General features: G+C 74.6%; 12 protein-coding genes. 9 read left to right on the top strand and 3 right to left on the bottom strand.

The features are described 5' to 3' along the window. The first annotated feature begins 20 nt into the window (after positions 1–20). From mshB to Q2K16_RS15445, 3 genes are all read left to right on the top strand, one after another. On the top strand, positions 21–1010 hold the full coding sequence (gene mshB, locus Q2K16_RS15455) for an N-acetyl-1-D-myo-inositol-2-amino-2-deoxy-alpha-D-glucopyranoside deacetylase (protein ID WP_302746259.1): 990 nt from the start codon (positions 21–23) through the stop codon (positions 1008–1010). A gap of 17 nt (positions 1011–1027) precedes the next feature. Then, on the top strand, positions 1028–1471 hold the full coding sequence (locus Q2K16_RS15450; RefSeq protein WP_302746499.1) for a hypothetical protein: 444 nt from the start codon (positions 1028–1030) through the stop codon (positions 1469–1471). Positions 1472–1552: 81 nt separating this feature from the next. Next, positions 1553–2017: a hypothetical protein gene (locus tag Q2K16_RS15445; protein ID WP_302746258.1), complete on the top strand. Its 465-nt coding sequence runs from the start codon at positions 1553–1555 to the stop codon at positions 2015–2017. An 80-nt stretch (positions 2018–2097) separates the two neighbouring features. Here the strand turns inward: Q2K16_RS15445 and Q2K16_RS15440 are convergent, their stop codons facing one another. Continuing rightward, the gene (locus tag Q2K16_RS15440; RefSeq protein ID WP_302746257.1) at positions 2098–3123 is read right to left on the bottom strand and encodes a GNAT family N-acetyltransferase; all 1026 of its coding nucleotides are present in this window, start codon (positions 3121–3123) and stop codon (positions 2098–2100) included. A gap of 79 nt (positions 3124–3202) precedes the next feature. On the opposite strand from Q2K16_RS15440, the gene fdxA reads away from it, so the two are divergent. The 5 genes from fdxA to Q2K16_RS15415 all read left to right on the top strand — a co-directional run bounded on the left by fdxA (position 3203) and on the right by Q2K16_RS15415 (position 7085). After that, positions 3203–3529: a ferredoxin gene (fdxA, locus tag Q2K16_RS15435; protein ID WP_007072862.1), complete on the top strand. Its 327-nt coding sequence runs from the start codon at positions 3203–3205 to the stop codon at positions 3527–3529. A gap of 86 nt (positions 3530–3615) precedes the next feature. Next, positions 3616–4743, top strand: coding sequence for a succinyldiaminopimelate transaminase (gene dapC, locus Q2K16_RS15430; protein ID WP_302746256.1), 1128 nt, complete (start codon positions 3616–3618; stop codon positions 4741–4743). A gap of 10 nt (positions 4744–4753) precedes the next feature. After that, positions 4754–5758, top strand: a complete 1005-nt coding sequence (locus tag Q2K16_RS15425) for a prephenate dehydrogenase (RefSeq protein ID WP_302746255.1) — start codon at positions 4754–4756, stop codon at positions 5756–5758. Between the two features lie 47 nt (positions 5759–5805). Beyond that, entirely contained in the window at positions 5806–6444 is a 639-nt protein-coding gene (locus tag Q2K16_RS15420) for an SIMPL domain-containing protein (RefSeq protein WP_302746254.1), read from the top strand. After that, a complete protein-coding gene (locus tag Q2K16_RS15415) occupies positions 6444–7085 on the top strand; it encodes a nucleoside/nucleotide kinase family protein (protein WP_302746253.1) in 642 nt (213 codons plus the stop codon). Before Q2K16_RS15420 ends, Q2K16_RS15415 begins: the two co-directional genes overlap by 1 nt. Here the strand turns inward: Q2K16_RS15415 and Q2K16_RS15410 are convergent. Together Q2K16_RS15410 and Q2K16_RS15405 are read right to left on the bottom strand one after the other, a co-directional pair. Then, positions 7068–9638 carry a hypothetical protein gene (locus Q2K16_RS15410; protein ID WP_302746252.1) on the bottom strand — a complete coding sequence of 857 codons (2571 nt, stop codon included), beginning with the start codon at positions 9636–9638 and terminating at the stop codon, positions 7068–7070. The two genes, Q2K16_RS15415 and Q2K16_RS15410, sit on opposite strands and share 18 nt — an antisense overlap. Positions 9639–9729: 91 nt before the next feature. Next, a complete protein-coding gene (locus Q2K16_RS15405; protein WP_302746251.1) occupies positions 9730–10287 on the bottom strand; it encodes a sugar O-acetyltransferase in 558 nt (185 codons plus the stop codon). 203 nt (positions 10288–10490) lie between these two features. On the opposite strand from Q2K16_RS15405, the gene Q2K16_RS15400 reads away from it, so the two are divergent. Continuing rightward, the gene (locus Q2K16_RS15400) at positions 10491–13832 is read left to right on the top strand and encodes a S8 family serine peptidase (RefSeq protein WP_302746250.1); all 3342 of its coding nucleotides are present in this window, start codon (positions 10491–10493) and stop codon (positions 13830–13832) included. Positions 13833–13901 lie beyond the last annotated feature (69 nt).

Raw genomic sequence — 13901 nt, 5'->3', positions numbered from 1 at the left:
CCGCCGGACCGCCGGTTAGAGTGACGGTCGTGACGACGCTGCCCGACCGACGCCTCCTGCTGGTCCACGCGCACCCCGACGACGAGTCCATCGGCACCGGGTCGACGATGGCGCACTACGCCGCTGCCGGGGCCCACGTCACGCTGGTGACGTGCACCCTCGGCGAGGAGGGCGAGATCCACGTGCCGGCGCTGGCGCAGCTCGCCGCCGCCGAGGCCGACCAGCTCGGCGGGTTCCGGATCGGCGAGCTGGCCGCCGCCTGCGCCGCGCTCGGCGTCACCGACCACCGGTTCCTCGGCGGTGCGGGCCGCTACCGGGACTCGGGGATGATGGGCATGCCCACCAACGAGCATCCCCGGGCGTTCTGGCGGGCCGACCTCGACGAGGCCGCCGGGCTGCTCCTGGAGGTCATCCGGGAGATCCGCCCGCAGGTCCTGGTCACCTACGACCCGAACGGCTTCTACGGTCACCCGGACCACATCCAGGCGCACCGGGTGGCGGTGCGCGCGCACGAGCTGGCCGACGCGGAGGGCATCGCCCCGGCGAAGGTCTACTGGACGGCGCTGCCGCGCAGCGTCCTGGAGGCCGGGATGAGCCACTTCACCGAATCGTCGGACAACCCCTTCGCCGCCATCGACAGCGTCGACGACCTGCCGTTCGGCACCCCCGACGACCAGATCGCCGCCCGGATCGACGCCACCGACCAGCACGCCGCCAAGGAGGCGGCGATGCGGGCGCACGCCACCCAGATCCCGGCCAACTCCTGGCTGTACGCGATCGCCGGCAACTTCGGCGCGGAGTTCATGGGCGTGGAGTACTTCACCCTTGCGGTGGGGGAGCCCGGTCCGGGAGGCGGCCCGAACGGCTGGGAGGGCGACCTCTTCGCCGGGATCGATCCGGCCCCGGCGGACCTGCCGGAAGGCCGGCCGGTGGCGGCGGCGCGACGGCCGGAGCAGGCGGCCCCGGCGGGTGACGCGTCGGCGGCCACGGCGACGGCCGGGCTCCGGTGACCCTGCCCGCCACGCCGATGCCGGTCGTCGAGGAGGAGACCACCGCCGTCCCGCCGCCGCCCGGCCGGACGGCCCGCCTGCTCGACGTCGTGCTGCGGGTGGTCGGCGGACTGGTCGCCGTGGTCGGTGGGGTGCTCGTCGCCGTGATCGGGCTGCTGTTGTCCACCGTCCGGGCCGGCGGGCAGCTGATCGGGGTTTCGGTGCTGGTCACCATCCTGGGCGCGGTGGCGGTGAGCTGGTTCGCGTACGCGGCGGTCGGCCGGAAGTGGGCGGTGGCGTTGCCGGCGCTGCCGTGGTTCGTGCTGATGGCGGTGGCGGCGGTCCGTACCGCCGAGGGTGACCTGCTGGTCGCCGGGGACAACTGGGTCGGGCTGGCGATGATCACCACCGGGGCGATGACGTTCGCGGTGATGGCGTTCCGGCAGATGCTCAGCCCGCAGCCGCGCCGGCACGACGGGTGATGACGACACACAGCCGGCGGTGGTAGATATTCCTGCCAGGAGACCCGCCGACGGGGCGGGTGGTACGGCGGGAGGCGTGTGATGACACAGCGGTGGCGGGCGGTCGGCGTACTCGCGGCGGCCCTGTTCGCGGTCAACGTGGTGGCCCGGGTGATCATCAAACTCGGCTTCGACGGGAACGACACCGCCGCCGACCGGGTCTCGCTGGGCATGTTCGTCGTGGTCGGGTTGATCCTGGCCGGGGTGGTGTTCACCTGGGGCCGGGCCGTTCCGGCGGCGCAATGGGGTGCCGACGTGTCCGCCGCGGTGGCCGTGGCGCTGCTGCTGACGGTGCTCGTCGGCCCGCTGCTGGTCGGGAACAACCCGTTCGGTGGGGGCGCCGGGCTGTTCTTCGCCCAGATCTGGCTCTACCTCCTCGCCGCCGGGGCCGGTGTGGCGATCGGTTACCTGGTGCTCGTCGCGCTCGGCCGTGACCACCGCTCGAAGCAGTTGCGGCGGTACGCCGAGCGCAACGTGGGCAAGCCCCGTCGGGTGGTGCGTCGTTGATCAACTCAACGGGGCGCAGGTAGCGGTATCCGGACCGATGGGATACCGCTACATCGGCCACAGGAGCCGATCGGGCCGGGTCAGCCGGGCGGGGCGACCCGGGTCAGGTAGGTGTGGTGGGTGGTGAAGCCGAGCTTGCGGTAGAGCGCCACCGCCCCGGTGTTGCGCTGCTCCACCTGGAGGAAGGCGTGCGTCGCTCCCTCGGTCGCGCCCCATGCGGCCAGGGCCCGGACCATCCGGGCGGCCAGCCCCTGCCGGCGCGCCGACGGGGCCACCTCGATCAGGCTGAGCCCCAGCCAGCGGCCCTGCCCGGTGACCGTGCCCCGGGCCGTCGCCAGCAGCCTGCCGTCGGCGTACACCTGGGCGAAGCGGACCCGGGCCACGGCGGTGAGGATGTGCCGGGCGGAGTCGGGCAGGCCGCCCTTGCGCCCGGCGGCGACCGCGAGCCACTCCTCGGACGGCGCGTCGTCGAGCACCACGGGCGGGCCGTCGCCGTCCCGGCCCGCGCCGCCCGTGACCCGGTCGTCATGGTCCACCCCCGGCCCCGGGGACGTTCCGGGGAGGGGCTCCGGGGTGAGCAGGCTGGTCAGGGGGACGGTCTGGACCAGGGTCAGCGGGCGGGCGGTCCAGCCCCGGGTGTCCAGTTCGGCGCCGACCGGCACGGCCAGCGGCAACGGGGTGTTGACCATGGCGGGTTGGCCGTGTCCGGCGTACCAGCGTTCGATGGCGTCGATCGCCGCCGGCAGGGGCCGGTCCGGGTCGCCGACCGGCAGGGCCGAGTTGGCGCGTCCGGTCCAGCCGTCGGCGGACCGCAGCAGCCAGTCGCCGAGCCGGCCGCGTACCGGCGCGGGCCACGCCTCGTCGGCCGCGAGTTCCAGCTCGACCACGGCGGAGGCGGTGGGCCGGCGGGTGGGCGGCACCCGCTTGGCCCGGTGCACCTCGGCCACCGGCACCCGGACCCGGCCCTGCGCGGTGGCGATGGTGAGATGGGTCTCGCTCAGCTCGACCAGTTCACCGAGGGCGTCCGAGAAGAGGGGCCGGCCCTCACGAATCCCCACAATGCGGCGAACCACGATCCGGTGTCCCACATCCTGCTGTCGGAGCACGATCGACCTCCTCCCCGGCGAGATACTAGGCTCTTAGCGTCGCGGGTGATCGCGACGAGTCTTGCGGAGGAGAAGACCGGTGACCTACATCATCGCCGAGCCGTGCGTGGATGTGCTCGACAAGGCATGCATCGAGGAATGCCCGGTCGACTGCATTTACGAGGGCAACCGGATGCTCTACATCCACCCCGACGAATGCGTCGACTGTGGTGCCTGTGAGCCGGTCTGCCCGGTGGAGGCCATCTTCTACGAGGACGACGTCCCCGAGCAGTGGAAGGACTACACCGGCGCCAACTACGAGTTCTTCGAGGACCTGGGCTCGCCGGGCGGCGCGTCGAAGATCGGCAAGGTGGAGAAGGACGCGACGTTCGTCGCCGGCCAGCCGCCGCGCGGCGAGGGCCACTGAACCGGCCCGCCGCCGTGACACCCGGGGCGCCGGCCGGGCCCGCAGCGGCACCGGCCGGGGCTACGCCGGAGCGCCCGGCCGGGCCCGTGCCGGTGTCGCCGGGTCGGCCCGTGCCGGTGTCGGCCCGGTTGCCCGAGTTCACCTGGGACACCCTGGACGCCGCGGCCACCCTGGCCGCGGCGCACCCGGACGGCCTGATCAACCTCTCCATGGGTACGCCTGTCGACCCGGTGCCGACGGTGATCCGGCAGGCCCTGGCCGACGCGTCCGACGCGCCGGGTTACCCGTTGACGGCGGGCACCCCGACGCTGCGGCAGGCCATCGCCGGCTGGGTGGCGCGCGCCTGCGCCGCCGGTGTCGACGGGCTCGGGGTGCTGCCGACGATCGGTTCCAAGGAACTGGTCGCCTGGCTGCCCACCCTGCTCGGGATCGGCCCCGGCGACGTGGTCGTGGTGCCCACGATCGCCTATCCGACATACGAGGACGGGGCCCGGCTGGCTGGTGCCACGGTGGTGCGTGCCGACGCGCTGACCGCGGTCGGCCCCACCTCGCGGGTACGCCTGGTCTGGGTCAACTCCCCGGGCAACCCGACAGGCCGGGTGCTGCCCGCCGCCCACCTGCGCAAGGTGGTCGACTGGGCGCGGGAGCGCGGTGCCGTGGTGGCCAGCGACGAGTGCTACCTGCCGCTGGGCTGGACGGCCGACGCCGCCCCGGTGTCGGTGCTCGCGCCGGAGGTCTGCGGCGGCTCGTACGACTCGGTGCTGGCGGTGCACTCGCTGTCCAAGCGCTCCAACCTCGCCGGCTACCGGGCCGGGTTCGTCGCCGGTGACCCGACGCTCGTCGCCGAGCTGCTCAAGATCCGCAAGCACGCCGGCATGATCGTCCCGGCGCCGGTGCAGGCCGCCATGGTGGCCGCGCTCGGCGACCAGGCGCACGCCGACGAGCAGCGGGAACGCTACCGGGCCCGGCGGGAGACGCTGCTCGCCGCGTTCACCGGTGCGGGCTTCCGGCTGGAGCACTCCGAGGCGGGCCTCTACCTGTGGCTCACCCGGGACGAGGACTGCTGGGACACCGTCGACTGGCTGGCCCGCCGGGGCATCCTGGTCGCCGCCGGTGCCTTCTACGGTCCGGCCGGGCAGCGGCACGTCCGGGTGGCGCTGACCGGGTCCGACGCGCACGTCGGGGCGGTCGCGCAGCGGCTCGCCCAGCCGTAGGGCGGCTGCGGTGGGTGAGGACGTCGGCCGGCTCCGGGTCGCCGTGGTGGGCACCGGCCTGATCGGCGGGTCGATCCTGCTGCGCCTGCACGAGGCGGGCGTCCGGGTGACCGGCTGGGACCCGGACCCGGCGACCCGGGCCGAGGGCCGCCGCCGGGGCATCGACTTCCCCGACGGCCTCGCCGACGCGGTCCGCGACCGGGACGTGGTGTTCCTCGGCGGCCCGCTGCCCAGCCTGCCGGAGACCCTGCTGACGGTGGCGGGGCTGACCGGTGACCGGTGCATCGTCACCGACGTGGGCAGCACCAAGGAGGCCGTCGCCGGGTTCGCCGGAGCGCACGGGTTGACCGGCCGGTTCGTCCCCGGGCATCCGATGGCCGGCACCGAACGGGCCGGGCTCACCGCCGCCCAGGCCGGTCTGTTCACCGACGCGGCCTGGGTGCTCTGCCCGAGCGCCGACGGGCTGGCGCCGTTCCGGGCGCTGGTCGGGCTGGTGGTCGACGTCTTCCGCGCGCACGTCGTACCGATGTCGCCGCAGGTGCACGACCGGGTCGTGGCGCTGTCCTCGCACGTGCCGCACCTGCTGGCCGGCGGTCTGGCCGGGGCCGCCGCCGACTCGACGGTGCGCGACGCGGTGGTCCGGCTCGCCGCCGGCAGCTTCCGCGACGGCACCCGGGTGGCGACCACCCCGGCCCGGCGTACCGCCGCCATGCTGTTGGCGAACCGGGACCAGGTGCTGCGGCAGTTGGCCGAGGTGCGGGCCGCGCTCGACGCGCTCGCCGAGGCGGTCCGGAACGACGACCTGCCCACGCTGGTGGCCCACTACGAGCGGGCCGGCGCGGTGCGGGCGGCCCGGTCGGTCCGGGAACTGCCGGTCCGCCGGGCGTTCGACCTCGACGCCGACCCCGCCGGGGAGTTGGCGTTCGTCAGGTCGGTCGGCGAGTCCGGCGGGCACCTCACCGGCTGCGCGGTGGCGCGGGGGACGGTGACGTACACCGGGCTGCGGCCGGCCTGACCGCGTGGAAACCGGCGGCACGTCGGCCGCGCCGCTAGGGTGGGTGCGTGGTGGACGGACCGGTGGTGGCGGTGCGCGGTGAGGCGTACCGGGAGGTGCCGCCCGAACTGGCCCGCTTCGAGGTGACCGCGACGGCCCGGGAACGGGACCGTCAGGTCGCCCTGACCCGGCTCGCCGAGCGGGCCGCCGCCGTCCGGGTGCTGCTCGACGAGCACGAGCCGGCGGTGGACCGCAGGGAGGCCGGTGAGCTGCGGGTCCGTCCCGAGACGAACCGTTCCGGCGAACGGGTCGTCGGCTACCTGGGCAGCGTCTCCACCACCGTCACCGTCACCGACTTCGGCTCCCTGGCCGAGCTGATGCTGCGCCTGGCCGAGCAGGACCACGTCGAGGTGGCCGGCCCCTGGTGGTCGTTGCGTCCGGACAGCCCGGCCCACCGGGAGGCCCGGCACGCGGCGATCGCCGACGCGCTGCGCCGGGCCCGGGAGTACGCCGAGGCGCTCGGCGCGCGGGTGACCGCGCTCCTGGAGCTGGCCGACACCGACGAGGGCTCCGGCATGGGCGGGGCGGTGTACGTCCACCAGACCCGCCAGGGCGGCCCGCCGGAGCTGGATCTGGACCCCCGCCCGCAGTCGGTGCACGCGGTGGTCCGGGCCCGGTTCACCATCAGCGACCCGGTCCTGACCTGATGCCCGGGGCGCGTCCGTTCTCCCTCGACGACCTGGTGGCCAGGGCCCGGTCGCTCGCCCACGCCGGCCCCCGGCAACTGCTGGGCATCGCCGGTGCGCCCGGGGCCGGCAAGTCAACCCTGGCCGAGCGGATCGTCGCGGCGGTCGGCCCGAGCGCCCGACTGGTGCCGATGGACGGCTTCCACCTCGCCCAGGCGGAGCTGGTCCGGTTGGGCCGGGCCGACCGCAAGGGCGCGGTCGACACCTTCGACGCCAACGGGTACGTGTCGTTGCTGCGCCGGTTGCGCCGGTTGGAGCCGACCGCCGTGTACGCGCCGCTGTTCCGCCGTGATCTGGAGGAGCCGGTGGCCGGGGCGGTGGAGGTGCCGCCCTCGGTCCGGCTGGTGGTGACCGAGGGCAACTACCTGCTGCTCGCCGAGTCGCCGTGGGACGAGGTGCGGTCGCTGCTGCACGAGGCGTGGTTCCTCGACCTGGACGCCGGGGCACGGCTGCGCCGGCTGGTGGCGCGGCACGTGGCGTACGGGCGGTCGCCGGAGGCGGCGCAGGCCTGGGCGTACGGCAGCGACGAGGCGAACGCCGCAGTGGTGGCGGGCACCGCCGACCGGGCCGACCTGGTGATCCGGTCAACCGACCCGGGGTGACGGGACGGTACGCCGCAGCAGCCGGGCCACCAGGGCCCGTTCCCGGTGGAACTCCGCCGCCTCCGGGTAGCCGCTGTGGTTGCGGATCGGTGGGTCGGCGACCTCGCCCCCGGTGGGGTGCAGCGCCTCCGGGTCGGTCACCGGCACGTCCCGTTCCCCGGCGTTGACCTGCCAGCCGAGCGGGTCGGTGTCCCGCCAGAAGTTGGTCCAGGCGACGTGGCCGGAGGGCCAGGTCAGCGCGTGGGCGAGCACCCGGAGCCGGGCCGGGCCGAAGTAGGCGGGGAAGACCCGCCCGTAGAGCCGGGTGAGTTGGCAGCCGTACGACAGGAACCAGATCCGTCGCCGCCACCGGGTCGGCAGTTGGAGCAGGGTCGCCGCGCAGATCACCGTGCCCTGGCTGTGCCCGGAGAGGATCACCCCGTCCATCCGGCGGGGGTCGCGCTCGGTCAGCGCCAGGATGCCGGCGATCCGGGTCTGCAACTCGGGGACGGCGCGTTCGGCGTAGCTGGGTGGGGCGAGCGGGTGCGCGGCGCGCGGCCAGAAGGTGCCGACGTCCCACAGCACCCCGACGCTGCGCCGGACGGTGTCGTTGCGGTAGACGAGCATGCCGAGACCGGCGACCACCAGCGGCAGCCAGCCCAGCAGGGTGTCCCCGAGGTCGGCGGCGGCGTGCACCAGCCCCGGCCAGCCCGACGCGTCGGCCGGCGCCGGGCGGGTCCGGTTCAGCGCCGCCACGCAGGACAGTGTCACGAGCACCGCCGCGATGGTGGCGTAGCAGCCGATCAGCCGTACCGTGTGCTCGCCGACCAGGCGGTGCAGCGCGCGGAAGGCGCTGACGTGCCGGCAGCGGCGCAGGTCGTGCGCGGAGAGGGCCTGCCCGGCGGCGGTGAGCCGGAGGTATTCGACGCGCCGCAGCCGGTGGAAGAGCACCCCGGCGCGGACCAGCGTGCCGAGCAGGGCGGCGGTGGCGACGGTGAAGGCCAGCCCGGCCCAGATCACCGGCAGGGGCGGCACGATCGGGGAGAATCCGCTGGGCGAGGCGGCCCCGTCGAGCCGGTTGGTGACCCAGTAGAGCAGGCCGGCGCAGTAGGCGATGGCCATCATCCAGCCGAAGCCGGCGATCACGGCGGCCCCGCGTCCGCCCCAGGCGACGTCGGTGTGCACGCCGAGTGGTTGCTGGCTGGCGTCGTTGCCGGTGCGGGGCAGCAGCAGTCCGGTCGCGGCGAGCGCGATGGCGGGGGCGGCGAGCATCCAGATCCGCAGTCCGTCGGGGGCGGTGGGGACGCCGGGCAGCCGGCCGTCGAGCCAGGCCATGCCGAGGGGCAGCAGCACGGCGGCGGTGCCGGGGAGGGGCAGTGCGCGGCGGCCGGAGCGGGCGACCGTGCCGATGGCGATCAGCAGCAGCACCTGGTAGGTGGCGAGCCAGGCGATCAGCCCGTCGTAGCCGGGCAGCGAGTGGTCGTCGCGGCAGCCGGCGAGGCCGGGGTCGCGGGTGCAGCCGGCCGGCGGGCGGAACTCGGCCAGCGGGGTGCCGGCGGGGCCGTCCGGCAGCAGCAGGAGGGTGAAGGTGCCGGCCAGCGCGAGGCCGGTGAGCACGGCGACGGCGAGGCTCCACCGGCCGAGCGGGGCGGCCCCGCTGCGTCGGGTCAGCCAGGGGCGGCCCACCGCCACCACCGCGATCACGACGACCGTGACCAGGGCGGCGACGGTCGGGACGGCGACCACGGCCCGGACGCCCCGGGCCGGGTCCAGCACCAGCACCGCGCCGACGGGCACCGCCGCGGCGAGCACCGCGCCGACGCACAGGTGCAGCACGGCGGCGCGGCGCAGCTGCCCCTCCCCGCCCCAGAAGGTGGGGTCCTGCAACGGGTTGGCCGGGTCGGACGCCGGCTCGGCGGGGTGCTCCCCGTCGCCGGCCGGGGGGCTGGGTTCGGCGGGCATCTCGGCCTCGTACTGGTAGGTGCGCCAGGAGACGATGCCGAGCACCAGCAGCATCGCCAACGGCACCAGCAGGCCGACGGCGAGCGCGTGGGCGTCGGCGCGCCACCAGCCCCGGCCGAGGAACTCCCACGGGCCGGGCAGTTGCCGCAGGCACTCCTGGTCGACGCACTGCCAGGCGATCAGGTCGACCCCGATGCCGGTGGTGGCGAGCACCAGGGTGCCGGTGAGGCTGAGGCAGAACAGCCGGATCAGCCAGGCGGTGATACCGGCGCGGCTGCCCCAGCGTTCGGCGTCCGGGTCGGGCGAAATGCCGGGTCGGGCGTACAGGGCGACGTTGGCCAGGGTGAACGGCAGCAGCAGCGTCCACAGGGCGCGTTCGACGTCCCGCGCGGTGCGCGCCCCCGAGGTCAACTGCCCCCAGCTGTACGCCTCGACGACGACGGGGTCGTCCGGGGCGGAGTCGCTGGCGCGGTAGAAGCCGGTGACGTCGCCGCCGGAGACGAGCCGGGGTTGCGGGCCGGTGCCGGTCGGGTCGGCGGGCAGGCCGAGGATCTGGTCGGGCGGGGTGTTGGACACGCCGTGTACCCGAAGTTCGAGTACCCGCTCGGCCATCGGTGCTCCCTGGTGACGACGTCACTACCCAGAGTGCATCGGAATTTGCCGTTCGCCCACGGTTGCGTCGAGGTTTTGGCAGCTCAAGCTGTTATTGCAGGGTGCGGATCACCCGCGCGGGGTTACCCACGGCCACCACGTTGGGAGGCAGGTCGCGGGTGACCACCGCGCCCGCGCCGACCACCGTGTTCTCTCCGACGGTCACTCCGGCGAGGACGATCACCCCGCCGCCGAGCCAGACGTTGTCCCCGATGGTGATCGGCTGGGCGGCCTCCCACTTCGCCCTTCGCGCCTGGGCCTCGACCGGGTGGGTGGCGGTGAGGAGCTGCACGTTCGGTCCGATCTGGACGTCGGCGCCGATGGTGATCCGGGCGACGTCGAGCAGGACGGCGTTGAAGTTGACGAAGCTGCGGTCCCCCAGGTGGGTCTGCCAGCCGTAGTCGCAGTACAACGGTGGGCGTACCTGGGCGTCCTCGCCGACGCTGCCGAGCAGGTCGCGCAGGGCGGCGAGCCGGCCCTGCGGGTCGTCGGCGGGGCTGCGGTTGAAGCGTTCGGCCAGCCGTGCGGCGCGGTCGAGGTCCGCGACGATCTCGGGATCGTCCGCGACGTACGGCTCGCCGGCCAGCATGCGTTCCCTCATGGACGTCACCAGGTGATCGTCGCCGATCGGGTGGGCCGGCGGGACGGAAACGGGTCGGTCGTGTCTCGGCAATGTGTCCGGACGGTCATTCCCCGGACTTCTTTTTGCATACTCGGTATGCAATTCTGGGGCGTCGATGTGACTCGCTCCTCGTGAGGTGGCCTGTCATCTCGACGGCTCCTGTCATGTAGACGTCCCAGGAGGAGGTTCCGTTGCACCGAAGCAGAAGAACCGCGGCCGGCGGGCTGGTGCTCGCCCTGGCCCTCGGTCTGCCGGCGACGGGCGCGCACGCCGCGCCCGCCGGCCCCGCCGCGCCCCGGCCGGCCACGCCGGCCGCCGGCTCCAGCACCGTCACCCTGATCACCGGGGACCAGGTCACCGTCACCCGCACCGGCGGCGCCGCCGTGCGCCCCGGTGCCGGCCGGGAACACCAGCAGTTCCTGGTCCGCCGGGAACGCGGCCACCTCTCCGTGGTGCCCCGCGACGCGGTGCCGCTGCTGCGCTCCGGGCAGGTCGACAGGCGGCTGTTCGACGTCACCGGCCTGATCGCCGCCCGCTACGACGACGCCCACCGCGACAACCTGCCGCTGCTGGTGTCGTACCGCGAGGGGCAGGCCCGGCGCGGCGCGGCCGTGCTGCCGGGCACCCGGGTGACCCGCGACCTGCCGGCGATCCAGGGCGCGGCACTGACCGCCGGCAAGTCCTCGACCGGCGCGGTCTGGTCGACGCTGACCGGCGGCGACGCCGGAGCCCGGCTCGACGCGGCAGGGGGCGTCGAGCGGATCTGGCTGGACGGTCGGCGCGCGCTCTCCCTCGACCACAGCGTGCCCCAGATCGGCGCGCCCACCGCCTGGGCGGCCGGCTGGACCGGCAAGGGGGTGACCGTCGCGCTGCTGGACACCGGCATCGACGCCACCCACCCCGACCTGGCCGGCAAGGTCGGTGAGGCCCGCAACTTCAGCGACACGCCCGACCAGCGGGACACCGTCGGGCACGGCACCCACGTCGCCTCCACCATCGCCGGCAGCGGTGCCGCCTCCGGCGGGAAGTACCGGGGCGTCGCACCTGATGCGACGCTGCTCGACGGCAAGGTCTGCGAGGAGTTCGGCTGCGCCGAGTCGGCGATCCTGGCCGGCATGCAGTGGGCCACCACCGAGAAGAAGGCCGCCGTGGTCAACATGAGCCTCGGTGGCGGCGACACCCCCGAGGTCGACCCGCTGGAGGAGGCCGTCCAGACGCTGACCGCCCAGACCGGCAGCCTGTTCGTCATCGCCGCCGGCAACGACGGCTCGGTCGGCTCGGTCGGCTCGCCGTCCACCGCCGACGCCGCGCTCGCCGTCGGCGCGGTCGACCGGGACGACGAACTCGCCTACTTCTCCAGCCGGGGCCCCCGCGTCGGCGACGACGCGCTCAAGCCCGACATCACCGCCCCCGGTGTCGACATCGTGGCCGCCCGCTCCGTCGACGGCCAGATCGGCGACCCCGTCGGCACGAAGTACGTCGCGCTCTCCGGCACGTCGATGGCCACCCCGCACGTGGCCGGCTCGGTGGCGCTGCTCGCCCAGCAGCACCCGGGCTGGAAGGCCGGGCAGCTCAAGGCGACCCTGATGGCCGCCGCCAAGCCGCACCCGACGCAGACCGCCTACGAGCAGGGCGCCGGCCGGGTGGACCTGACCCGGGCGATCACCGAGCAGGTCACCACCGACCCGGTCAGCGTCTCGTTCGGCCGGGCCCTGTGGCCGCACGGCGACGACGCCCCGATCACCCGGACCGTCGCCTGGCACAACGGCGGCGTCACGCCGCTCACCCTCGACCTGACCGTCGAGGCCAAGGGGCCGGGCGGGAACGCCGCCCCGGCCGGCATGTTCACCCTCGGCGTCAACCGGATCACCGTCCCGGCGGGCGGCCGGGCCGAGACCACCGTCACGGCGGACACCCGGCTCGGTGTCGACGGCTACTGGACCGGCCGGGTGGTGGCCCGCTCCGGCGGCACCGTCGCGGTGACCCCGCTGGCCGTGCACCGGGAGGTGGAGAGCTACACCGTCACGCTCACCCACCTCGACCGCAGCGGCAAGCCGGGCGGCGACTACTCGACCGCCCTGGTCGACCTCGCGGACGGCGACGTCCGCGACGTGTTCGAGGCTGACGGCGTCGTCGAACTCCGGGTCCCCACGGGCAGGTACGGCCTGAGCAGCGTCTTCTTCGAGCCGGGCCCGGACGGGGAGTCGGGCGGCCTGGCCATGCTCGCCCAGCCGGAACTGGTGGTCGCCGGCGACACGGCGGTCACCGTCGACCTGCGGAAGGCCAAGCCGGTACGGATGACCGTCCCGCAGGCCGACGCCAGGGTCGCCCTGGTCGACATCAGCGCCAACTACCTGCTGCCCGACGGCGGCAGCTACGGGTTCGGCATCGTCTCGTTCGACACCTTCGACGGGCTGTCCACCGGGCAACTCGGCAAGGCGGTGCCGGCCGACGAGTTCGTCGCCACCTTCAACAGCCAGTGGGCCGACCGGGAGGCCGAGGTCAGCCCCTACCTGTACGCGCTGGGCGAGGTCGTGCCGGGCAAGCTGCCCAGCGGGCTGGTGCGCGACTACCGGCGGGGCGACCTGGCCACGGTGGTGCACAAGTTCCGTGACCCGTACCCCACGATGGAAGCGGAACGGCTGGTCTTCCCGAACAGCGGCTACGACCTCGGCGGCTGGGCGGTCGTCCTTCCCACCGACGTGCCCGGCCAGCGCACCGAGCACTACAGCACCAGGGGCATGCGCTGGGAGTCCGAGCTGGACTTCGGCATCCGCGACCCGGAGCTGGGCTGGCTGGACGTCCAGGCGATCCTGCTGGGCCTGCCCACGAAGTACCAGGCCGGCCGTCGGGTCACCGAGACCTGGGGGGCCGCGCCGCTCGGGCCGTCCCTGCCCGCCCCGCGCTGGCCGGGGGACGGCGTCACCCGGATCGGGGACACCGTCCTGGTGAGCGTGGCGCTGCACGCCGACGGGGCCGGGCACCCCGGCGGGTCGTTGACCGACCGCGCCCGTACCGCGCTGTGGCGCAACGGCACGCTGGTGGAGGAGACCGACAACCCGGGGTACGGCGAGTTCACCGTGCCGAAGGCGGCAGGCGACTACCGGCTGACCGTCGAGGCGACGCGGAGCCTCATCGACCTCGGCACCGAGGTGGAGGCGAGCTGGACGTTCCGGTCCGGGCACGTGGCCGGTGACACGCCGAAGCTGCTGCCACTGTCGGAGATCCGGTTCATCCCGCAGCTGAGGGTCGACAACACCGCCCCGGCCGGGCAGGTCTTCGCCGTCCCGGTGCAGGTACGGCGGCAGCCGGGCGCCGGCACCGCCACGCTGGCGAAGCTCAGCGTCGACGTGTCGTACGACGGGGGGAGGACCTGGCGACGGGCGACCGTGGTGAAGGTGCCGGGCCAGGGCACGGTGGCGTTGGTCAAGCACCCGGCGGGGGCCGGGTACGCGTCCCTGCGGGCGACCGCCCGGGACACCGAGGGCAACACCGCGAGCACCCGGATCATCCAGGCGTACCGCCTGAAGTGATCAGACGTCCGGGCCCGCGACGGGAACCGTCGCGGGCCCGGACCACGCGTGTGCCGACGGCGTCGCCGG

Origin of the sequence: Micromonospora cynarisoli (assembly GCF_030518815.1) — a bacterium.
Taxonomy (GTDB): domain Bacteria; phylum Actinomycetota; class Actinomycetes; order Mycobacteriales; family Micromonosporaceae; genus Micromonospora; species Micromonospora wenchangensis.
The sequence above is the reverse complement of the archived record's forward strand: the minus strand, read 5'-3'. Positions and strand labels throughout refer to the sequence as shown.

Coding starts and splice junctions, on each gene's coding strand:
- Q2K16_RS15445 (WP_302746258.1), top strand. CDS start 1,553: ATGACACAGCGGTGGCGGGCGGTCGGCGTACTCGCGGCGGCCCTGTTC.
- Q2K16_RS15415 (WP_302746253.1), top strand. CDS start 6,444: ATGCCCGGGGCGCGTCCGTTCTCCCTCGACGACCTGGTGGCCAGGGCC.
- Q2K16_RS15410 (WP_302746252.1), bottom strand. CDS start 9,638: ATGGCCGAGCGGGTACTCGAACTTCGGGTACACGGCGTGTCCAACACC.
- Q2K16_RS15450 (WP_302746499.1), top strand. CDS start 1,028: ATGCCGGTCGTCGAGGAGGAGACCACCGCCGTCCCGCCGCCGCCCGGC.